Origin of the sequence: Prosthecobacter sp., assembly GCF_044222345.1 — a bacterium.
GTDB lineage: Bacteria > Verrucomicrobiota > Verrucomicrobiia > Verrucomicrobiales > Verrucomicrobiaceae > Prosthecobacter.
The window spans coordinates 58,489-78,838 of sequence record NZ_JBGANL010000030.1; the positions used below are offsets into that span (position 1 = coordinate 58,489).

The 20,350-nt window shown below is 60.6% G+C and carries 17 protein-coding genes; 9 read left to right on the forward strand and 8 right to left on the reverse strand.

What is annotated here, in order from left to right; genetic code table 11:
- Positions 1–68: 68 nt before the first annotated feature.
- Entirely contained in the window at positions 69–695 is a 627-nt protein-coding gene (locus tag ACILSL_RS16375) for a PEP-CTERM sorting domain-containing protein (RefSeq protein WP_395733128.1), read from the reverse strand.
- Between the two features lie 491 nt (positions 696–1,186).
- Between ACILSL_RS16375 and ACILSL_RS16380 the strand changes: the two genes are divergently transcribed.
- The 4 genes from ACILSL_RS16380 to ACILSL_RS16395 all read left to right on the forward strand — a co-directional run bounded on the left by ACILSL_RS16380 (position 1,187) and on the right by ACILSL_RS16395 (position 3,765).
- On the forward strand, positions 1,187–2,050 hold the full coding sequence (locus tag ACILSL_RS16380) for a sugar phosphate isomerase/epimerase family protein (protein ID WP_395733129.1): 864 nt from the start codon (positions 1,187–1,189) through the stop codon (positions 2,048–2,050).
- Between the two features lie 157 nt (positions 2,051–2,207).
- A complete protein-coding gene (locus tag ACILSL_RS16385; protein ID WP_395733130.1) occupies positions 2,208–2,585 on the forward strand; it encodes a hypothetical protein in 378 nt (125 codons plus the stop codon).
- Positions 2,586–2,761: 176 nt separating this feature from the next.
- Positions 2,762–3,034, forward strand: a complete 273-nt coding sequence (locus ACILSL_RS16390; protein WP_395733131.1) for a hypothetical protein — start codon at positions 2,762–2,764, stop codon at positions 3,032–3,034.
- Positions 3,035–3,567: 533 nt separating this feature from the next.
- Entirely contained in the window at positions 3,568–3,765 is a 198-nt protein-coding gene (locus ACILSL_RS16395) for a hypothetical protein (RefSeq protein ID WP_395733132.1), read from the forward strand.
- 50 nt (positions 3,766–3,815) lie between these two features.
- On the opposite strand, the gene ACILSL_RS16400 is transcribed toward ACILSL_RS16395, so the two are convergent.
- From ACILSL_RS16400 to ACILSL_RS16415, 4 genes are all read right to left on the reverse strand, one after another.
- A complete protein-coding gene (locus tag ACILSL_RS16400; RefSeq protein ID WP_395733143.1) occupies positions 3,816–7,448 on the reverse strand; it encodes a discoidin domain-containing protein in 3,633 nt (1,210 codons plus the stop codon).
- Entirely contained in the window at positions 7,333–8,046 is a 714-nt protein-coding gene (locus tag ACILSL_RS16405) for a hypothetical protein (RefSeq protein ID WP_395733133.1), read from the reverse strand. The genes ACILSL_RS16400 and ACILSL_RS16405 overlap by 116 nt, the downstream gene beginning before the upstream one ends.
- A 196-nt stretch (positions 8,047–8,242) precedes the next feature.
- Positions 8,243–9,091, reverse strand: coding sequence for a phytoene/squalene synthase family protein (locus ACILSL_RS16410; protein WP_395733134.1), 849 nt, complete (start codon positions 9,089–9,091; stop codon positions 8,243–8,245).
- Positions 9,088–10,164: a hypothetical protein gene (locus ACILSL_RS16415; RefSeq protein WP_395733135.1), complete on the reverse strand. Its 1,077-nt coding sequence runs from the start codon at positions 10,162–10,164 to the stop codon at positions 9,088–9,090. Before ACILSL_RS16415 ends, ACILSL_RS16410 begins: the two co-directional genes overlap by 4 nt.
- Before the next feature lie 66 nt (positions 10,165–10,230).
- Between ACILSL_RS16415 and ACILSL_RS16420 the strand changes: the two genes are divergently transcribed.
- The 3 genes from ACILSL_RS16420 to ACILSL_RS16430 all read left to right on the forward strand — a co-directional run bounded on the left by ACILSL_RS16420 (position 10,231) and on the right by ACILSL_RS16430 (position 13,844).
- Positions 10,231–11,598 (forward strand): PQQ-binding-like beta-propeller repeat protein, encoded by a 1,368-nt coding sequence (locus ACILSL_RS16420; protein ID WP_395733136.1) that lies wholly within the window; start codon positions 10,231–10,233, stop codon positions 11,596–11,598.
- Positions 11,599–12,080: 482 nt separating this feature from the next.
- Positions 12,081–13,454 carry an alkaline phosphatase family protein gene (locus ACILSL_RS16425; protein ID WP_395733137.1) on the forward strand — a complete coding sequence of 458 codons (1,374 nt, stop codon included), beginning with the start codon at positions 12,081–12,083 and terminating at the stop codon, positions 13,452–13,454.
- A 165-nt stretch (positions 13,455–13,619) separates the two neighbouring features.
- Positions 13,620–13,844, forward strand: a complete 225-nt coding sequence (locus ACILSL_RS16430) for a zinc-ribbon domain containing protein (protein WP_395733144.1) — start codon at positions 13,620–13,622, stop codon at positions 13,842–13,844.
- A gap of 421 nt (positions 13,845–14,265) precedes the next feature.
- On the opposite strand, the gene ACILSL_RS16435 is transcribed toward ACILSL_RS16430, so the two are convergent.
- Positions 14,266–14,892, reverse strand: coding sequence for a hypothetical protein (locus ACILSL_RS16435; protein WP_395733138.1), 627 nt, complete (start codon positions 14,890–14,892; stop codon positions 14,266–14,268).
- A gap of 179 nt (positions 14,893–15,071) precedes the next feature.
- Here ACILSL_RS16435 and ACILSL_RS16440 point away from each other — a divergent pair, with 179 nt between their 5' ends.
- Positions 15,072–15,848 (forward strand): L,D-transpeptidase, encoded by a 777-nt coding sequence (locus tag ACILSL_RS16440; protein ID WP_395733139.1) that lies wholly within the window; start codon positions 15,072–15,074, stop codon positions 15,846–15,848.
- Between the two features lie 155 nt (positions 15,849–16,003).
- Here ACILSL_RS16440 and ACILSL_RS16445 read toward each other — a convergent pair whose 3' ends face one another.
- Complete coding sequence (locus ACILSL_RS16445; RefSeq protein ID WP_395733140.1) at positions 16,004–17,695, reverse strand: 4-alpha-glucanotransferase; 1,692 nt, start codon at positions 17,693–17,695, stop codon at positions 16,004–16,006.
- Between the two features lie 89 nt (positions 17,696–17,784).
- On the opposite strand from ACILSL_RS16445, the gene ACILSL_RS16450 reads away from it, so the two are divergent.
- The gene (locus ACILSL_RS16450; RefSeq protein WP_395733141.1) at positions 17,785–19,041 is read left to right on the forward strand and encodes a hypothetical protein; all 1,257 of its coding nucleotides are present in this window, start codon (positions 17,785–17,787) and stop codon (positions 19,039–19,041) included.
- A gap of 382 nt (positions 19,042–19,423) precedes the next feature.
- Here ACILSL_RS16450 and nadA read toward each other — a convergent pair.
- Positions 19,424–20,350: quinolinate synthase NadA (gene nadA / locus ACILSL_RS16455; RefSeq protein ID WP_395733142.1), on the reverse strand; the 927-nt coding region annotated here is incomplete at its 5' end.

The window sequence follows — 20,350 nt, forward strand, 5'->3', positions numbered from 1 at the left end:
CCTTTGCAAACCATCACTCCATCACTCCATCACTCCATCACTCCATCACTCCATCACTCCCCTCCGCCTCACCTCCGGCGACGACGCAGCACCCACATCCCGGCCACTCCCAGCAGCAGCAGGCTGCCCGGCTCAGGCACCGGCACCGGTGAGGTCACAAATTCAATGCCGTAGTTGATCTGGTCGGACCCCTCCTGAATCCAGAACGTGTAGTTTCCCGAAGGCAACGGCCCGTCGAAGCCGAAGCCGGCAAACATCGGCCCGGCATCCAGCAGCGCCAGCAAGTCGACGTAGGTGTTCCCAAAACCATCCTGCCCGTAGCCCCATAGGGTGTTGCTCAGGTGGCCCAATGGATTATTAAAGTCGATCGTACTTCCATTGGCGATCGCCATGAAAGATTCGTTGCTGGGGCTGCCGCTCTGAGCCGAATAATCCACCAGATTGATCCCCGTCAGGTAATAGCCGGCGGCGATGGTGAAATTCCACACATCTGCATCCAGCGGCCCGGTTCCACCCAGCGATCCCATGGTACCGGAAAACAAATTGTTCCCGGCGTCCAAGCTACCAATGAGGGTCGGCGCATTGCCATCGCCAGACAGGTCTCCGTTCACCGTCTCATCCCAAGTGAGCGCCTGCGCCGAGCCGAGGGGCAGGGCGAAAGCAGCAAGGATGGCGAGAATGCGAGAAACCGGCATGTTATTGAAATTATATTAAATATCACTAATATTGTCAATGTCACTGATTGTTTTCCTAATCCGAAACTTCTGCCGCCCCACTTCATCGCCGAGATCGCCCACGACAGCCGCCACCGCGACACCGCAGACATCTCCGCTAGGCCCAGCCCCCGGAGGCCCCGTGAGTGGCTGCATGCCTCCATCCCCACAGCGCTGAGTGATTCGCTTTCACCGCAGAAGAGCAAAGGCGCAGAGGTGGCAGAGTTTGATCAAAAAATCAGTGCCCTTCAGTGCCAGTCAGTGGTTCAAAAAAACTCCGCCCCCTCTGCTTCTCTGCCCCACTGCGGCCAGTCCGTACGTCCTCAGCGCTCGGATCACGGAACCACCACGCACCGCAGCACACGCACCACTTTGCCGCTGGACAGTTCACGCTCGTTCGCTCCAATGGCGCTCCACCGGTCGCACTGACCGTCGTGATTTCTCCACAGCAAACCCACAACCACACACACACCATGGGCAAAATCCAATTCGGCTCCGAAGTCTACACCTGGTTCATGCAGGGCACCGGCAAAGGCTACGACAACAAGCTCGACCACATGATCAAGGTCGCCTCAGAAGCAGGCTTCACCGGCATCGAGCCGATGGTGCTGGAGATCTCCCAGAGCGCGCTCGGCTGCTCCAAGTACTGGCTCGGTGACTTCATCGACCCCATCAAGCTCAAGGACGTGCTGCAGAAGTACAACGTGCAGCTCGCCGGCCTCGCCCTCGTCTGCGCCTGGGACGGTGAAACCGAAGCGCCGAACGAAAAGGAAGCCGCCGACTTCACCCTCAACTTCCTCAAGCACTTCCCCGGCTCCATGCTCGGCACGGTGACGCTGCCAAGCGGTCGCAAGGACAACCTTCAAAATCGCCGCCTCAACATCGCCAAGAACGTCAACCGCGTCTCCCAGCGCGCCGCTGATCTCGGCATCAAGGCCTCCTACCACCCGAACTCCCCGCCCGCCTCCCTCGTCCGCACCCAGGAAGACTATGATGTCGTCCTCAGCAGCCTCGACCCCAAGGTCACCGGCTGGACTCCAGACGTGGGCCACATCATCCGCGGCGGCATGGACGTCATCGCCACCCTCAACAAGTGGCAGCACCTGGTGAACCACATCCATTACAAGGACTTCTCCGGCAACGGCGCCGAGCCCTGGGCCCAGATGGGCACCGGCAAGCTCGACTTCCACAAGATCACCGAATGGCTCGTCGCCCGCGACTACTCCGGCTGGATCATCTGCGAAGACGAAGCCCACTGCGCCGTGGACGATCCCGATGGCGTCACCAAGCAGAACGGTGAGTGGTGCAAAGCCAACCTGCACCCAATCGTGGCCTAAGGTAAGCCGATGCGCGAAAGCGCGTCATGCTCAACACACTCGCACGCACTCGCAAACTCCTGGATTCAACGAACGCCTTCTCCGTGATGGGGAAGGCGTTTTTTTAGCTGACCGGCCTCAGCAGAGATAAGATGCCTACATCATCCAACCCACTCACATGGAAATCGTCATCGCGCTTTTCTTCCTAACCATCGTGCTCCTGATCGTCATTCCCACTCTGCCAGAGCCACGTCGCGTGAGGATCGTACTCGCCATCCTGGCTGTCCCTGGAATCCTTTGTGCGTATGGGGTATTGGAAAAGTTTGCATCCACAGGCGCCGGCAATGCGCGTCTCGACTATTTCATCAGAAAATGCGATCACCTTCTGAGTCAGGGAAAAACAGCAGAAGTACGGGAAGTCTTGGAAGACTACAGCCAGCAGCGCGGAAAGCACAATCCCGCATCAACCGAACTCGCCATCCGCGCTCACCTGCTTTACCAGCTCATCCGCGAAAAAGAGCTGCAAATCGAGCTCTCTAAACTGCCAGAGAAATAACTTCCGCACACGACGCATCTGCTGGAGCTAACAACCACGAATGACGCTCGGTTAAGGACAACTATCGTGATCGCCAGCACTCCGCCTACTCGCTGGGCGTTCAATGATCTCGTGCCCAATGTGCTTGGCATTTTATGCGAGACAGACCGCGTCCGCGCACCAAACTTGGAGGTGTCATGAGTGCCCTCCCCGAACCCCTGATGTTCTGTTTTTTCAACGCCATGATGGTGTTCATGTGGCGCTACTTTTTCTGTGAGGCTCAATGCCGCAAAATGTGGCAAAGCCGGATTCGTACGTTTGACTTCCTTGTCAAAGACATAAAACAAGACACCTCCGAGGCGGCCTATCAGCGCTTTCGCTTTTTTAACCAGGCAATCACCGTGCTGTTCACCATGGTGTGGGCGGTAATCACTCCGTTTGTGATTTTCAAATACGCCATGGGTCGGTAGCGGCCAAAAATGCCGTGCATGAATGGCACTTGTTTAAGGCGGGACGTCATGCTTTTCAGCCTGGCATGCTTTGGCTCCAAGCATGCATGCTCAGCCAGCCCCAGGGAGCTCATGCAAAACCTAGCCGCTGCGCACACCACTGTTAGCTCGAAAGCGGCAGCTTCGCGTGCCGCACTCCAAAGTTGCCGTGGAGCTTTCGCAGCAGGATATGGACTGCGGTCGCGAAGATGCAAGGCGCAGGCCTGCATCGCAGCTACCGCTTTCGCTGGGTGCTGAATGATCTCGGGCCTCATCATTCTATACGGCCTGTGGATGGGGACTTTCGGGCGGCCCGTTAGTTCACGCCCGCCGTCCGGCCTGCGGAAAGCGTTGTGGCGCTGCGTCTCCCACCGCAGTCCAAGACGCTGGCGCGCTTACCCGGACCAGGCCCTCCATTCCAATGATTTTTTTAGAATTTCATGAATCCAACATCGGCACCAGGTGCGGATAAGAGCATGCATCGCGCCTGCCCAACCACGCCTCTCTTTTTCCGCATGAATCAGTCCATTGAAGAATGTTGCAGAATCTGCACGATGGCAGAAGGCTACTATGAGCTGGGTCTTTTTGAGGAAGCGTTCAAGCTGGTGGAATCGCTGCCTCCCGGCCTCAGACTGAGCGGCATGCAGCCCCTGCTGCGCCTGAAAAGCGCGCCCTGCGCCACAGATTGCCCGGACTTGTTCAGTTTGGCGTAAAGCGTAAAAAGAGCCTTGTTACACAGTAACAAGACAGCTTTGCTGTCGCCTTACTTCTTCACCAGCGACTCCAGGTAATCGAGCAGGCTGGCGAATTCATGGACGGTGAAGTTCGTCATCAATCCGGGCGGCATGATGGAGATGGGCAGCTTCTGGCGGCTCTTGATGTTCTTCACGGCAAAGGTGAACTCCTGCGCGGCGACGTTGCGCAGCTTCACGTTGTCAGCGGACTCCAGAGTGATGAAGCCCATCTGCTGCGTGCCATCGTTCATTGTGATGACCTCACTGGCAAAACCCTGCGCAATGGTCTTGTTCGGATCGAGGATGTTCTGCGCGAGTTCGGGGCGCTTGTAGGTCTGCGCGATGTTGCCAAGATAGGGGCCCTTCTGCGCTTCGGATTCCTTGGTGGTGTGGCAGGCAATGCAGGTGGCCTTGGTGAAAATCTGCTCGCCGAGGGCGATGCTGCCTTTGGTTTTGATCACGGCGGCGAGAGCTTCTTCGGGCTTCAGGGAGCCGATCTTCGGCGTCTTGTCCTCACCTTTGGCCTCGATCTTGAGGCTCTTCACCGCGTTCTGTGCGGCCTTGGCCACCAGCTTGTCGGCCTCAGTGGTCGAGGCCAGGATCTTGTCGTCCACCGCATGGCTCTTGGTCTTTACGGCGGCGTTGATGATCTGCACACGGCGCTTTGCATCCACCCATCCGGCATCCAGGGCCTTCTGCGACATCTCACGCGCTTCGGGGCTGCCGGTCTTGCGTGCAGCGAGGCTCAGCAGCGCGGCATCTGCCCACGCACTGGTCGGCGTGCCGGCCTTGGCGGCTTCGGCTTCAAAGGCCTGATGCACGTTTTCCAGCTTCGGCGCATTGAGGAAGGCCGTCCTGCCTGCATCCTGCTCCTTGCCCGCACCCTGCTGCGCATCCAGCGCCACCAGCGCATTCAGCGCCGCCATCCACGCCTCCGCATTGTCGGTCTTGGCGATGGCCGTGAGCGTGTTCGCCAAAGTCGTCGCCGCGCTCTGCGGGTCGAGATCCTTGCTGTTCGCCGCAGCAATCAGCAGCGGGATGCCATCGACAGGAATCGTCTCCGCCGTGGCGAGTTGCGCCACCGCATCGGGAATCACCTTCGCATCCTGCTTCGCCAGCACGAGAATACGCTCCAGTGCATCGTTCGACTGAATGCGGTTACGGTTCATCTCCTTCACCAAAAACGCCGCCTCTTCCGGCGAAGCCTTTACCAGCGCCTCCTTCAGCGCCGCCGCGATCTTCGGCGTCTCGCCCCACGCCTCCGGCTGGTAATACGGTCCGCGTGTGTCAGGGCGCGTGCCCCAGGAGTCGCCCTTCCATTCGCCTTCATGGAAATGCAGGCGGCTGAGCGCGGAGAGAATGCCCTGGCGCAGCGCGGGATCGGTGGCTTTACCAAGGCGCTCGATAAGGCCGGAGACGACCTCGGGCTGGTGCATCATTGCGAGGGCGCGGAGAGCATTCTGCCTCGCCAATTGAACCACGATTTTAGTGTGTTCAGGGTTCGTCTTTTCCCGGAACGCTCGTCCTTGGAGCAAGCTCATCTTGAATGGATCATCAACAACTGAAAGACATTGTTGTTGGTGTCCGCCTTGGGCCATCGCACGCACAGCGATGTGTGCCACCACCGGGTCTTCATCGCATAGGAGGCGTGCCGTGTCTTGGGCTCGCTCCGGCGTTGGATTCGATGGGAGACTCAAGGCGAATTCTTTCCTCAAGTTTGGGTTCTCCGCTTGCCAGTGACCGCTTCCCCCTTGGCCGTGACCGCGCATGCTGCGCGAGATTGCGTGAGCTACTGGATCATTAAAGTTCGTCTCAATAGTCCAAGCGGCGGGGAGATCGCCCTTGGAAGTTCCTTTTTCATTCAAGGCGTATGCCGCTGCGATACGCGCTCCGGCAACTGTCGTGGAATTTGCAACAACTTGAGCCATCAAAGCAGTCATTTCAGCAGTCCGTCCGCGACGAGAGATTTCCCTCTGCGCCTCCATCCTCCGACGATAACTCGCAGACTCCAGCGCCTTCACCAACTCCTCATCCTTCGCCTTCGCAAAATCCGGCAGCGGCTCCGCTTTGAATCCCTTCGGGCGCACCTGCACGATGTAGCCCACATCGGGGCCTTCCCAGTTAAACGTCGCGCCTTTCCAGCTCGCGCAATAGACGCGGCTGTTGCCATCGACATCCGCATCCGTGGGACGGGTCATCTTGATGAAGGGCTCGGGCTTGCGGGTTTCTTCAAAGGTCGCGCCTTTGGGTTTCACCTGATGGTGCCACAGCGCACCGGTGCCCCAGTCGCAGGTGAAGGGGGCGTTGTTCCATGCGCCGAAGCCGGGCTCGTCGATGTACACCGCGCCGCAGCCTGAGCCGCCGCCGTAGTCGGCCAGGGGCTGGATGCACTCGTCGTTGAAGTTTTTGTAGAGGCGCGGGTAGCCGTGGTCCTCCAGGCCGGTGAAGTGGTGGAAGCGGACGTTCCAGCCGCCGCCGTCGTTGGTGTTGTCACGGGCGAAGATGTCCATGAGCGGGCTGATGGCGACTTCGAGGATGTTGCGCGTGCCGGTGGAGTACACTTCCAAACCGGTGCCATCGGGACACACGCGGATCACGCCGCCGCCGCGATGCTGCAGGTGCCGGCCATCCGTGCCTTCGGCATCCATGAAACCGAAGTCGCCACCGGCGATGTAGAGCCAGCCGTCGATGCCGAGGCTGAGGCCGTTGGTGGTGTGGTCGGCAGGACGGTCCTTGTAACCAAAGGCGATGTTCTTCACCAGCACCTTCTCCTCATCGGCCACGCCGTCGCCGTCTTTGTCGATGTAGGCGCTGAGGTGCGGCGGATGCACGAGGTAGAGGCGGTCCTTGTCCCAGACGAGGCCACGCGGGGCATCGACGTCTTTGACAAATTCCTTCACTTCATCGGCGCGGCCATCGCCATCGTGATCCTTCAGGCGCAGGATGCGGCCACGATGAGGATTGCGGCCAAGGGAGCCATTGCCATCGCTGCTGACGTAGAGCGTGCCATCGGGTGAGGCGGCGATGAAGACGGGGTAGTTGGCCGACTGCGGCGGCGCAAACAGCGAGACCTCAAAGCCATCGACCACCTTCACATCCTTGAGGATCGCGGCCTCCTGCTCGGGCGTGAGTTTCACGATCTTCGGCGCCACGTTACCGGCGTCCTTCAGCGGATCGCTGGCCTTGTCGTATTCCTTTTTCTGCTCGGCGCTGAGCTTCGGGGCCACCGCCTTGATGCCGGGGCCTTGCAGCCGCACCTCGCGAATGCTCGCCCAGCCGCCGCTGGTCTTGCCCAGTGCGTGGATCTTCACAAAGCGGACGCCGTCCACCTTGGCGAAGTCGTTCGTGTAGGGCGCGTTCTTCGTGTTGCTGCTGCCGTCCACGAGCGTGCTCCACGCCTTGCCATCACTGCTGCCTTCGACTTTGAACTGATACACACCGCCGTTTTCCCACACGGTCTGGATGCCGGTGAGCGCCTGCGGTTTTTCCAGTTCAAGCTGGAGCCACTGCGGGTAGGAGGCGTTGGCGGCGCACCAGCGGGTGTTCTCATCGCCATCCACGGCTTTCCAGGCGAAGTTGTTCTTGCCCTTCTCCTCGCTGCTGGCGCTGGCCTTCACGGGCAGGCCATCCTTCGGCAGCACGGGTGGCTTCGGTGCTTCCACGGGCTTGGCGGCCACAAAGGTGATCTTGTTTTCGCCTTTGAAGGGCGTGAGGTACTCCGGCGACAGCTTGTCCATGGCCCACAGTAGGCCGCGTGTGACGAGATCGAGGTAGCGTGCATCCGCCACGGTGTCTCGGATGCTCCTTGTCCACAAACGTGATCGCGATGGGCTCCTGCGGGCCGTGCGAGGCGGACTGGATGCCGAGGTGCTTGAACCACGCATCCGTGCCCGTGCGGAAGCTGTGCATGGCGCAGTGCAGATGCACGGCGGGGATGGTCTGATGCACATCCAGGATGCGCTTCACCAGCGCCATGTCCTTCACGCCGGCGGCGCACTCGTCATGGATGATGATGTCGTAGCCCTTGGCCCAGTCCGGATTGTCATAGAGCGGCAGCGGCGGCATGACGGACTTGTCATCCGTCCACACCACATCCACCTGCACATTCGCCCGTGCCTGGATGCCCTGGCTCAGGATCACATGCTGCTTGGCATAATCATGACAGCAGCCCCCGGCGACGAGGAGGGCTTTTAGCGGCTTGGTTTCAGCATGGCCGAGGATGGCCGTCGAGAGGAGGAGCAGGAGTGCTAAGGGACGCATGGAGAAAAGAGGGAAAGCATTAGCCGCACAAAAGGCGAGGTTTCTATCAGAAAAGTATTGGGAGACAACTGCGTGCGAAAAGCGGACCGGAGCGCGGACTTTAGTCCGCAGCACGCCGCCGAAGGGGAAAGGCGCTTCAGTCCTGAGCGGCGGCGCTGTCTGTTTGCGGTCTGCTACGGACTCAAGTCCGCGCCCCTCACTTGCCAAACCGCGCCTTGATCAAATGACTGCCCAAGATCCACACCTTGTGCAGCTTGCTCAGGCGGCAGCGTTTGGAAAAAACGGGGTAACGCTCGCGCTTGAGCTTCTCCAAGATGCGCGAGTAGATGGCGGCCATGATCTCGGAGGCGACCATGTTTTTGCGGTCCTCGGGGGGCAGGCACTTCGCGGCGGCGTCGTAGTAGCTGCGCGCACGGGCATACTGGAAGTCCATCATCTTGATGAAGCGATCGCTGGGGCGGGCATCGAGGATCTCGCTCTCCAGCACGCCGAACTTCCGCAGTTCAGCCTGGGGGAGGTAGATGCGACCAGTGTCGCGCGCATCCTGCCCCACGTCGCGGATGATGTTGGTGAACTGCAGCGCGTAGCCCAGATTGATGGCGTAGTCCTTGGTGGCCGGATTTTGGTGCCCGAAAATCTGGATGCTCACCAGGCCCACCACGCTGGCGACCTTGTAGCAGTAGCCCAGCAGCTCCTCGAAGGTCTCGTAGCGCGTCTTGGTGATGTCGCTGGCCACGCCGTCGATGATCTCGCACAGCCAGGCACGGGGGAAGCCGTATTTCTCCGGCAGCAGGAGCATCTCATCCAGCACGGGATGTCCCGGCGGATTGCCAGCCTCCACGCAGTGCTTCCAGTGGTTGAGCTCCTTCTCCTTGTCCGCTTCGCTGACATCTGGGTCGTCGGCGATGTCATCCACCACACGGCAGAAGGCGTAAAACGCGATCATGTCGCGGCGGCGTTCCTTGGGCAGGCAGGCGAGCGCGAAAGCGAGGTTCGACTTCGCCCGCCGCACGATCTGTTCTGGAGAAAGCGTGCCGCTGGTCATGCGGAAGGGGAACGTGAAAAGCCAAAGCGCAGCATGAGAAGTAGGGCCGTTAGCAATAGCCAGCAATCGAGCATGGCAAGCACCAAAGCACTCACCGGCAGCTCAATGATGCGCCAAACGGGCGATTCGGCGCAGCCTGCGCGCCCCATTTCCACCGTGTAGAGCGCGAGAACAAAGAGGAAGAGGGAGGTGATGGCGAGCATGAGCAGAGGCACGGCAGCCCGCCACAGAATGCGCAGAGCAGCCGCCCCCTGATGCCAAAACGGGCCGGAAACCGCCGCCACCGCGACCGGCAGCGCGGCAAAGAGCAGAAGCAGCTCCACCCACCACCAGGCGCCGATGCTTTGCGGAGTGTTGAGCTGCCACCAGCGCCAGCTCATCCACAGCAGGTCAAAACCCGCGAGACAGGCCACGCCCTGCCAGCGCGCAAAGGCATGCTCCAGCGCAGCGGCGGCATCGCCACCGGGCTCCGTGGCCTGCGGCTTCTCCCAGGCCATGACAAAGCGCACCAGCCACACCTGCATCCCAGCCGCAGCCAGGGCGGTGAAAACGTAACGCAGCCCCAGTTTCACCATTTCCAGCCTTTCAGCCAGCATGTGCCGAGCGCTGGAGCCCTCCAGCCCCAGCCAGGCAAACCCCACCAGCGTGACGGCTAGCAGGCCAAACTTCTGCTCCGGGCCGGGCCTCCGCTGCCCGTAGCGGTAGGGCCAGCGCCAGATGCGGATCGTCAGAAACACGAGCACCAGCGGCACCCCGCAGGCCAGCGGCCACGGCGGCAGCAGCGCATGCGGCAGCGCGGCCATGTGAGCCAGCGCATCACGCGCCAGCGGCAGGATGATTTCCCGCCAGTCGGTGAGCTGGGACATTGAATAGGGCACATGCCTTGTCTCGCCAAAAACCGTGGCCAGCAGCATGGCACCTGCCGTGAGAACGATCAAAGCGGGCCGCAGCCGCATGCAGTCCCAGGCATCTGACAAATGCCTGCGCAGCGGGTGCCAGCGCAGGTGCAGCACCAGCCCGGCGGCAAAGCCGAGGAGGGCGAGCGCGGTCGTCTGCCAGTGGGTCGAATTCAAAGCGGTTGATCAATTCGCGAAAACATCTCGACATGCCAGTGCGTATTCGCTTCTCTCCCTTTCGCCATGAAATCACCCGCCGCCCTCCTGCTCGCCTGCCTGTCCTTCTCCTCCGCTGCTCTCGCCGAAAACTGGCCGAGCTGGCGCGGGCCAAATCAGGACGGCTCCAGTGGCGAAACCGGCCTGCCCGCAAAATTCAGCACTACGGAAGGCATACGCTGGGCGGCTGATGTGCCAGGCCTATCCGCCTCCGTGCCCGTGATCTGGGGGGACAACATCTTCATCACCGCGCCCATCGATGCGGAGAAAAAACTCGTGGGCCTGTGCTACGACAAGCAGACCGGCCGCGAAAAATGGCGCACCACCATCAGCGAAGGCTCGGAGATCCAGTGGGACGACAAGAGCAACCTCGCCAGCCCCTCCGCCGTGACCGATGGCGACCACGTTTACTTCCTCTTCGCCAATGCCATCGCCGCCGCGTGCGATTTCAACGGCAAGATCCTCTGGAAGCGCGACTTCAAGGAAACGCACGGCGCTTTCGCCACTCAGTGGACCTACGGCAGCAGCCCTGCGCTGGACGGTGGCAAGCTCTACATCCAGGTGCTGCAGCGCAATGAGTCCTTCAAATTCCAGGACAAGTTTGAAAAAGGCACCGCCGGCAAGGACATGAGCAGCTACATCCTCGCCATCGACCCTGCCACCGGCAAGGACATCTGGAAGCACATCCGCCCCAGCAAGGCCTCCACGGAATCTCTGGAAGCCTTCAGCAGCCCCATTTTCGCCACGCACAAAGGCAAGCGCCTCATGCTCATCTCCGGTGGTGACACCCTGACCATCCATGACGCTGCCACTGGCAAGGAGCTCTCCCGCATCGCCACCTGGAACCCGCCCGGCGAAGGCTACAACAAGTTCTTCCGCCTCGTCCCCTCCCCCGTCGTGGGCGAAGGCATGGCCATCGTCTGCGCCCCCAAGAACTCCCCCATCTTCGCCATGCCACTAGATTCCAAAGGCGAGACCAAGCCCGTGTGGCAGACCGAGCCCAAGGGCGTCACCAGCGACGTGCCCACGCCCGCCTTTTACAAAGGCAAATTCTACGTGCTCGACGGCGGCAAGAAGACCCTGAGCTGCCTGGAGCCCAAGACCGGCAAGGTCGTGTGGACCGGAGAACTCGGCGGCAAGACCAAGTTTGAAAGCAGCCCCACCGTGGTGGACGACAAAGTCTACTGCATCAACTTCTGGGGCGAAGTCTATGTCGCCAAGGCCAACACCGACAAATTCGAACTGCTCGGCATGAATGAAATGGGCAACGGCTCCAAGCCCAACGGCAACGCCTCCAGCGTGCGCGCCAGCGTGGCCGTGAGCGACGGCTGCCTCTTCATCCGCTCGCAGGACAAGCTGTACTGCATCGGCAAGAAAGTGGTCGCAGCCCCATGAGTACGACAGACACTCCCGCCTGTCGCTCAGCGCCCCTTCCAGAACCCAAGGGTTTCCTGTCCCCCCCATTCCGCCACAGCAACGGCATGGGGTTCTCACGCGAGCTCTGCGGCAACTCGCAAGCCAGTCTGTCAGCCACACGCTGATCGACGGTCATGAGTGCCCATCGTACTGGTCCCGAGCACTCCATGCCTGCCGCATAGCAGCCAGCCACGCGGGGACAGAAATGTCATCACACCGTTGGCGTCGCTCCAGGATCAGGATCAAACCATAATCCTGATACCAACGGGTGAAAAACAGCCCCCTGCGGGTGCTTCCGCACTTCAGGAAGCATTCTGTGGTAGGAAGTGGTGTGCGGGTGCAGGTTTCGCCCCGCCGCCGGGTAAGGCGACGCCGGGGCCGAAACGAGGCACGATTGCCCCATCGTACTTCCTCCTGACTGACAGGATTGACGCCCACGGCCCGTTCGTAATACTCACCTCATGCTCAATCGCGCCTTTTCCCTCCTCCTTGCCGCCACCGCTCTCGCCCATGCCGCCCCGTCGGAGCACGTCATCCTCATCAGCATCGACGGCTGGGCGCATCAGTACTTCGACGATCCCAAGTGCCACATGCCCACCGTGAAGGCGCTGGCCGCCCAAGGCGTGCGGGCCAAGCGCATGGAGTGCTCCTTCCCCACCGTCACCTGGACGAACCACACCACCCTCGTCACCGGCGTGCATCCGGGGAAGCATGGCGTGCTGGCCAATGAGTACTTCGACCGCGCCACTCGCAAGAAGGTGCCGCTGATTCCCGACCCGATCTTCAACAAGGACGAGATCGTCAAGACCCCCACTATCTACGACGCCGCCAAGGCCGCCGGGCTAACCACCGCCGGCGTCATCTGGCCTGCCTCTCGCGGTGCCAAGACACTGGACTGGACCGTGCCGGATGTGTTTGACCAGGCGCTGTTCGAGAAATACGGCACCCCTTCCCTGCTCAAGGAGGCACGCGAGGCGGGCATCCCCATCGAGAAGCAGAACGAGTGGTGCAAGCTGGGCAATCCCGGCAAGGCGCCGCGCGACTACCTGTACTCGCAGCTCGCCCAGCACATCATCAAAAAGCACAAGCCGAACTTCCTCGCGCTGCATCTCGTGAGCCTGGACTCCTTTGAGCATGCGCATGGCCGCCAGGTCTCGGAGGCCTACTGGGCCGCGAATGATTCGGACAACCGCGTGGCGGACATCGTGCGCGCCACGGAAGAGGCGGGCATCCGCGACAAGACCACCTTCGTCATCACCACCGACCACGGCTTCGTCACCTTCACCAAATCCATCAACGCCAACGCCGCGCTGAAAAAAGACGGCTTTGTCAAAAGCGTGCTGGGCAAGAGCCTCGCGCCCGATTCCCAGGTCTTCGCCATGGCCGAAGGCGGCGCGTGCTTCGTCTATGTGCTGGATGATGCCAACCGTGACAGCATTTTGAAACAAATCACCCCCACGCTCAGCAAACTGGAAGGTGTGGAAGGCGTCGTCGAGGCAAAGGATTTCGATGCCAAGCTGCACCACATCACCGCCGCCAAAGATGGCCGCGAACCCGACCTCGTGCTGCTGGCTGGTGACGGCTACACCTTCACCGATTCCCTTGCTGACAACGACGTCATCATTCCCAACGATCCGCCCAAAGGCGCTCACGGCCACTTCCAGCTCGACCCCAATCTCTACGGCGGCTTCGTCATCAGCGGCGCCGGTGTACAGAAGGGCAAGGTGCTCGATGAGATCAAGAACATCGACGTGACACCGACGATGGCCAAGCTCCTCGGCGTCCCCTTCCCCGGTGCCGACGGCCGCGTGCTGGACGAAGCGCTGATGAAGTAGTCATTGTTGCTTGTGAAGAGCGCCAGCAATAAACGGTCCAAGCAACGGCAGCGCAAAGCGTTGGACGAACGGCAACGGCGAATTCGAAGGCTGATCGAACTCGGCTTGATCAAGGATGCATCGGAGATTCCCGACGAAGCAATCCCGATTGATCCTGATCTCACGATGCCGACCAACCTTCGGTGCCCGGCTGTTTGCTACCTGGACATCAAGTTCACTTGTAACGACTGCGGCAAATTGGATTGCTGGTCCGCCGACTCCCAGCAGCATTATTTCGAAATCCTGAAGGCATCACCCTACAAGCGACCTAAACGCTGCTACGATTGCAGGCAGAAAGAACTGGCCAGGAAGACTCAGGCAAGACTGGATTCAGGGCACCCACCCTCATGAACTGACGTAAGTGAGGCAGCGGCGTGAGCGAAGAAGCAAGCCGCGTCTTGCCAGCGCGGAACGAAGGGCAAGAGCGGAGCGCATGGGACCAAGATGGTCCCACTCCTTCCAAAGCACCCAGCGCCTCCGGCAGGAGAGGGATCATCCTGATCCCTCAACGCTCCGCGTTAACCCACCTCTGCATTCCAGCCACAGCAGGACAGCGCATCGCGCCGGGCCGCAGGTTGGTCGTATTTGGCGTCGAATGACTTCGGATCTTCCACCACCTCCTCCGCCAAACCGCCCGACTTCGAGGACGTTCGTACGCCCTGGTGCGTTGCCGCACGCTGGCAGACGGGTCCATTCTTCGCACTGCGTGCTTCGAAGGATAAACCGGGCTTCGCCACGACCGTCCTACGGCAGCATAATCACCCTTCGTTTCCTACAGCATCCCCGGCGTGTAGCGTGGGCGATTGTCCACACCGGCACCGATCTGCTGGCGCATGCGATTGTCATCCAAGGCGCGGTCCACGCAGTCCTGCAGCGCGCGGGAGGTCAGTTCACGCAGCACGGGCACGGGCGAACCACTGCCGGGGCGGAAGGCGTTGCTCTGGCGCTCGCCTTCATAGACGTGCGTGAAAAGCACGCGGCCTGAGGTTGCTTCCACCACGTTCACGCGGATGCGCGCATAGCCATAGGGATGAACCAGAAGCTGCGAGCGCAGATCCTGGATTTCTCCGGTGAGGATGAAGCGGCCCTTCACCTCGGTGGCCAGCATGCCGCGCGACTCCAGCGCGTAGCCAAAGGCATTGCGCACCACATCGCTAACCGGCAGGCGGGTCTGAATGGTATCGACCGACGGGCCGATGGGCAGGCGCACATGGCCCAGTGTCTGGGCCTGCTCACCGCGTTTGTCCTTGAACTCACCCACAGCAAAGTCTGGCGTGCCCCGCAGCATGCGGCCGTTCTGCGGCACGTAGTCCAGACTGATGACCGAGGAATTTCCACACGAAGTGAGGTTGAGGCAGGCTGCGAATCCGAGAATGACTGAAAAGCACCGAAAGTTCATGGGAGGCATCATTAGAACACCTTGGACGCTAATCAATGTGCTAGATTCACCCAGTGCCCGCCCGCAGGCAAAAAAACAACCCTGCCGGAACTCGGAGCTCAGGAAAAAAACCCCCAAAACCTGAATCCAATTAACCCGGCAGGGTTGATTTAATGAATATATTCGGAAACAGCTTCGCCATGCAATACCAAAAAGTTTTCCATCGAAAAAAGGCACTCCTTATCACGCTGCTGGGCATCGGCATTTCCGCCCTGTGCCCTTCAGAGTCTCACGCACAGCTGGGTCGCGGGGTTCGCCAGGTGATCGTTTCCCAGGCAGCCACCTGGAATTCAAACACCGCCACCATGCAGTGCTATCAGCGCGCCTCCGCCGGAGCTCCGTGGCAGGCTGTCTTTGAAAAGCCCGTGCCGGTTTTGCTGGGCAGAAAAGGCTTGGCCTGGGGCCGTGGTGTCTTCAATCCACCGCAGAACGGCATTCCCCCCAAGGTGGAGAAGGACTGGCGGGCCCCCGCTGGTGTGTTCCAGCTCGGTTCGCTGTTTGGCTATGCCCCCACCCCGCCCGGCGGTGCCCGCTGGCCATACATCCAGGTCGGCCCATGGGATGCCTACGTCGATGATTCGACCCTGCCCCAGTATTACAACCGCCACATCCGCATTGACCCCCGCCAGGCCATCCCGCCGTGGTTTGAAAAACAAAAAATGCGCCTCGGCGACGCCGCCTACAAGTGGATGCTCGAGATCCGCCACAATCAGCAGCCTTCCGCCCCCGGCTACGGCAGCGCCATTTTCTTCCACGTACGTCGTGGACCCGACAAGCCCAGCGCCGGCTGCACCACCATGGCCGAGGGCGACCTGACCCGCCTCCTGCGCTGGATCGATCCCACCGCTTCACCACATTACGTCCTGCTGCCAAAGGCGGACTATGCGGCGCTGCGTGGCGCGTGGGGCCTGCCTTAGTTGAGTAAAGGTGGAGCACATCTTGAGCCTTGGTCTGGAAGAGCGGTGTGTGAACTCGGAGCGTTGAGGGATCAGGATGATCCCTCTCCTGTCAGGGGCGCTCGATCGCTTGGAAGGAGTGGGACCATCCTGGTCCCTCAGGCTCCGCTCACGTCCTACCGCCCCGTGCTCTTGATCGCCTTCTTGAGCCACTCACCCTCTTCTTTCCACGGTGAGGCATGGCGCAGCTCCGCCACGGTCATCGGCAGGCGAGCGCTCCAGTTGCTGTCAGCGGCGATGCCGGGGACGTTGAAGCGGTCTTCCAGGCCATACAAATCGGTGAGCATGAAGGCGGCGTAGCGCGCGTTGCTGGTCAGCAGAGCCTCCAGCAGGGCATGCCGGATATGGGCGTCGTATTCAGGCCAGCCTTCAGAGGAAAAGCGCAGACCAGCGAATTCGGCGAGATCGCCCAGCTCCTTGTCTCCGAGAGCGCGCTCGAATTCATAGGTGCTGCCAGCATCACGGCGGCGGTGCTCCCAGTGCATACGCATGGGCTCATGGTCGTGCGTCGCGTAGGTGGTGAAGGCGCAGTTGTCATACGTGCTGCCCATGACGACGCGGCCCTGCTCATTGTGCTCCCACTGGCTGACTTTGAAGCCGGGAATGTCGAGGCTGAGCAGGTGCGGACGCACGTAGTCGGGCACCGTGCCCAGATCTTCGGCCACCACCTCGGCCTTGCCAGCAGCGGCGTCGAGGATCATGCGCAGATATTTGTCTCCATTGGCCAAATTCGCGGCCTTGTGCTCGGGCGTGTCGTCATCGTTTTCGATGAAGTGCGGCAGACGTCCGCCCGTGAGGGCTTTCGCCTCCTCATCACTGAGATAACAGAACTCCGCATTGCGGGTGGGTCGCCAAGGGAAGCTGTAGATGCGGTAGAAGCCCAGCACGTGATCAATGCGGAAGATATCAAAGACCTCGGTCAGCTTCTGCGTGCGCTGCCGCCACCACTGGTAGCCGCCCTGCTCCATGACATCCCAGCGGTAATGCGGGATGCCCCAGTTCTGGCCCCAGTGCTGCACGAAGTAGTCGTCCTTGAAATAGGTCTCCGGCGGAGCGCCCCCGCACCATTCCAGGTCAAACTGCTCCGGCTTGAAAAACACATCCGCACTGCACCAGGAGATGCCAAAGGGGATGTCACCCATGAGCTTGACGCCCTTCCCATTCGCATAAGCGCGCAGTTCCCCCCACTGGCTGAAGCACAGCCACTGCACGTAGGCGTGGAAGAGGATGCGGTCGTCGATCTCATCCCCCTGCGCATTACGCCAGGAGCGGGCCTTGCCGGCGGTGTTCAGTTCCGCGCGCCAGTTCGTCCAGTCCTCATGCCCGTGCTCCTCCATCAGGACTTTGAAGAGGCAGAAGTCATCCAGCCAGGAGGCCTCCTTTTCGCAAAACGCCTCAAACTGGGCCAGGCGCTCCGGCTGGGATTCGATCTGGCTGAAGGCACGCCGCAGCAGCGTGTTTTTCAGCCGCCGCACCTTCGGATAGTTCACCGAGCCATGCCGCAGCAGATCCACGCGCAGGATGCCGGTGATGGTGCTGTAAAATTTCTCATCCAGCTCAGGCACCACCTCATGGGAGAGATCCAGCGTGAGGTAATCCAGCGCGACGGAGCTGATGGCGTTGTAGGGGCTGCTGTCGCTGCCGGTGGCGTTGATGGGCAGAAATTGCACAAAGCCGATCCCGGTTTCAGCCGACCAGTCGATGAGCTGCCTCACACCGCCGATGTCGCCAATGCCGAGATCCTCAGGGGTGCGCAGGGCGAAGACCGGGATCAAAATGCCTGCACGGCGTGGCTGGATGGTAGGCATGGGAGCAAGATGGTCACCAGATGGTAGAATGACAATTGTTTGTGGTTGTCTTGTGCGATTTGGGTAACTTCGCAAGCGTATAGAGCACAATGCGTTCCCGATTCCTGACGATGCTATTGTTTTTGGCAATCTCCCCCTCCTGGGCGGCGGAGACGAAGGAGCCACGCGTCATCGATTTCAAAAAACCGCCGCATTCCTACCTGGACTGGAAGCCGAAGGACCGCTTTGCCGAGATGCAGGAAAAGGCGCAGAAGGGGGAGGTGAAGCTGGACACCTCAAACGACAAGGCCTTCCTCACCAGCCTGCTCGCGGCGCTGAACATCCCCGTCAGCTCGCAGATCATGGTGTTCTCCGCGAGTTCTTTGCAGAGCGAGATCATCAATCCGCGCAACCCGCGTGCGCTCTATTTCAACGAGGACACCTACATCGGCTGGGTGCCCGGCGGGCTGGTGGAAATCATCGCCGCAGACCCGGAGATGGGCCCCATGTTCTACGTCTTTGACCGCCTGCGCCCCGGCGGCCCGGTGCCCAATGTCACGCGCTCCACCAAGTGCATGAACTGCCACGCCGGCAATGCCACGCGGCGGCTGCCGGGATTGATCGCCGAGTCCCTGCTGGTCTCGCGTGCGGGCTCCAGCCTGGAAACGTATCGTCGGGATGTGCAGGGGCACCAGATCCCCCTGGAGGATCGCTTTGGCGGCTGGCACCTCACCGGCCAGCACAACATCGCCAACAACAAGGCGAACGTCATGGGCATCCCGAACAACGGGAAAAACGAGATCACCTCCGTGAACCCCGGGCAGTTCTCCGACCTCAGCCTGCACCTGCTGCCCACCAGCGACATCCTGCCCAATCTCACCAACGAACACCAGATGGGTTTCGAAAACCGGCTGGTCTATGCCATCTACACCGTGCGCCAGCTCAAGAGCGAGGGCAAAGGCATGCTGGGCGCTGCGGCCAAGGCGGAGATCGAGGAACGCGCCCAGGAGCTCGCGCGCTACATCACCTTTGCCGACGAAGCCAAGTTCCCCGCCAAAGGCATCGTGGGAGACCCCGCCTACGTGCAGGATTTCCTGCGCGACCGCAAAGTCTCCAAAGCAGGCCTCTCACTCAAGGATCTCGATCTCAAGACCCGCATGTTCAAGCACCGCTGCAGCTACATGCTCTACACGGACACCTGGAAAGCCGCGCCCAAGGAGCTCAAGGAGCGCGTCTACTACCACATGGCCCTCTACCTCCGCGAGCAGCCCGATGCCCAGCACGCCCACATCCCCCCCGCCGAACGCGCAGCCATCCGCAGCATTCTCAAGGACACGATGACGGATCTGCCGGCGTGGTGGAGGTGAAAAGTACGATGGGCACTCCTGCCCGTCGATCAGCGCATGGCCAAATCCCATGAGGCCCAAGCAGGCCTGCGCCATCGCCACATCAACGGCATGGAGTTCCCAGCGTGTACGTTATGGTTGTTGATCGTGACCCTGCATGCTCGCCACACATGGAGTGACAGTCAAGAGAACCGAGGCTTTGCAAATCAAAGCGCAGCAGAAATAACAGTAGCTAAACCGTGCACGGGCATGCTTGATCGCGACTTAGCTCAGATAGTCGCACTGGGAAGACATGCCGTTGATGTGGCGGGAGCGATGGGGAGAGTTGAGGGGCGTGGGTTTAGTTGAGAGCGTTCATCGACGGGCAGGAGTGCCCATCGTACTTGCCCGCATCACTTATCCCTTACCGGCTCAGCTCCAGCATCCGCAGAATCGGCTTCTCCGCACGCTTGCGCAGGTCTTCGTCCATCTCCACACGGGGCGTCAGATCGCGCAGGCAGTCGTGGAGTTTTTGCAGCGTGTTCAGCTTCATGTAGCGGCAGTCGGCGCAGGCGCAGTGGCCGGTGGGGCCGGGGATGAATTTCTTGCCGGGCACTTCGCGCTCCAAGCGGTGCAGCATGCCGCTTTCGGTGACGATGATGAAAGCGCTCGCGGGGCTGTTGCGGCAGTAACCCACCATTTTTTCCGTGCTGCACACTTCATCCGCCAGAATGCGCACCGCGTAGGTGCACTCAGGATGCGCAACCACCTTGGCATCCGGGTACTCGTCTTTGATCTGCTGGATGCTGTCGCGCGTGAACTCCACATGCACGTAGCAGGCCCCCTTCCACAGGTCCATCTTTCGGCCCGTGCGCTCCATCACCCATGAGCCGAGGTTCTGATCAGGCACAAAGAGAATCGGGCGATCCTTCGGCGCAGCCTCGACGATCTTATCAGCATTGCCGCTGGTGCAGATGCAGTCGCTCAGCGCCTTCACGTGGCCGCTGCAGTTGATGTAGGCGATCACATAATAATTCTTTGCCGCATTCGCTTTGAGAAATGCCTCCAGCTGCGGTCCGGGGCAGCTCTGCTCCAGCGAGCAGCCGGCATTCGCATCCGGCAGCACCACGATCTTGCCGGGGTTCACGATCTTGGCCGTCTCCGCCATGAAATGCACGCCGCAGAAGACGATCACATCCGCCTCAGTCTCCTTCGCCTTGTAGGCCAGGCCGAGGGAATCCCCCACAAAATCGGCGATCTCCTGGATGGCCTTGTCCTGGTAATTGTGCGCCAGGATCACGGCATTGCGTTCTTTTTTGAGACGGAGGATTTCTTCGGTAAGGCTGGGGGC

Coding starts and splice junctions, on each gene's coding strand:
- ACILSL_RS16375 (WP_395733128.1), bottom strand. CDS start 695: ATGCCGGTTTCTCGCATTCTCGCCATCCTTGCTGCTTTCGCCCTGCCC.
- ACILSL_RS16380 (WP_395733129.1), top strand. CDS start 1,187: ATGGGCAAAATCCAATTCGGCTCCGAAGTCTACACCTGGTTCATGCAG.
- ACILSL_RS16385 (WP_395733130.1), top strand. CDS start 2,208: ATGGAAATCGTCATCGCGCTTTTCTTCCTAACCATCGTGCTCCTGATC.
- ACILSL_RS16390 (WP_395733131.1), top strand. CDS start 2,762: ATGAGTGCCCTCCCCGAACCCCTGATGTTCTGTTTTTTCAACGCCATG.
- ACILSL_RS16395 (WP_395733132.1), top strand. CDS start 3,568: ATGAATCAGTCCATTGAAGAATGTTGCAGAATCTGCACGATGGCAGAA.
- ACILSL_RS16405 (WP_395733133.1), bottom strand. CDS start 8,046: ATGCGTCCCTTAGCACTCCTGCTCCTCCTCTCGACGGCCATCCTCGGC.
- ACILSL_RS16410 (WP_395733134.1), bottom strand. CDS start 9,091: ATGACCAGCGGCACGCTTTCTCCAGAACAGATCGTGCGGCGGGCGAAG.
- ACILSL_RS16420 (WP_395733136.1), top strand. CDS start 10,231: ATGAAATCACCCGCCGCCCTCCTGCTCGCCTGCCTGTCCTTCTCCTCC.
- ACILSL_RS16425 (WP_395733137.1), top strand. CDS start 12,081: ATGCTCAATCGCGCCTTTTCCCTCCTCCTTGCCGCCACCGCTCTCGCC.
- ACILSL_RS16430 (WP_395733144.1), top strand. CDS start 13,620: ATGCCGACCAACCTTCGGTGCCCGGCTGTTTGCTACCTGGACATCAAG.
- ACILSL_RS16435 (WP_395733138.1), bottom strand. CDS start 14,892: ATGAACTTTCGGTGCTTTTCAGTCATTCTCGGATTCGCAGCCTGCCTC.
- ACILSL_RS16440 (WP_395733139.1), top strand. CDS start 15,072: ATGCAATACCAAAAAGTTTTCCATCGAAAAAAGGCACTCCTTATCACG.
- ACILSL_RS16445 (WP_395733140.1), bottom strand. CDS start 17,695: ATGCCTACCATCCAGCCACGCCGTGCAGGCATTTTGATCCCGGTCTTC.
- ACILSL_RS16450 (WP_395733141.1), top strand. CDS start 17,785: ATGCGTTCCCGATTCCTGACGATGCTATTGTTTTTGGCAATCTCCCCC.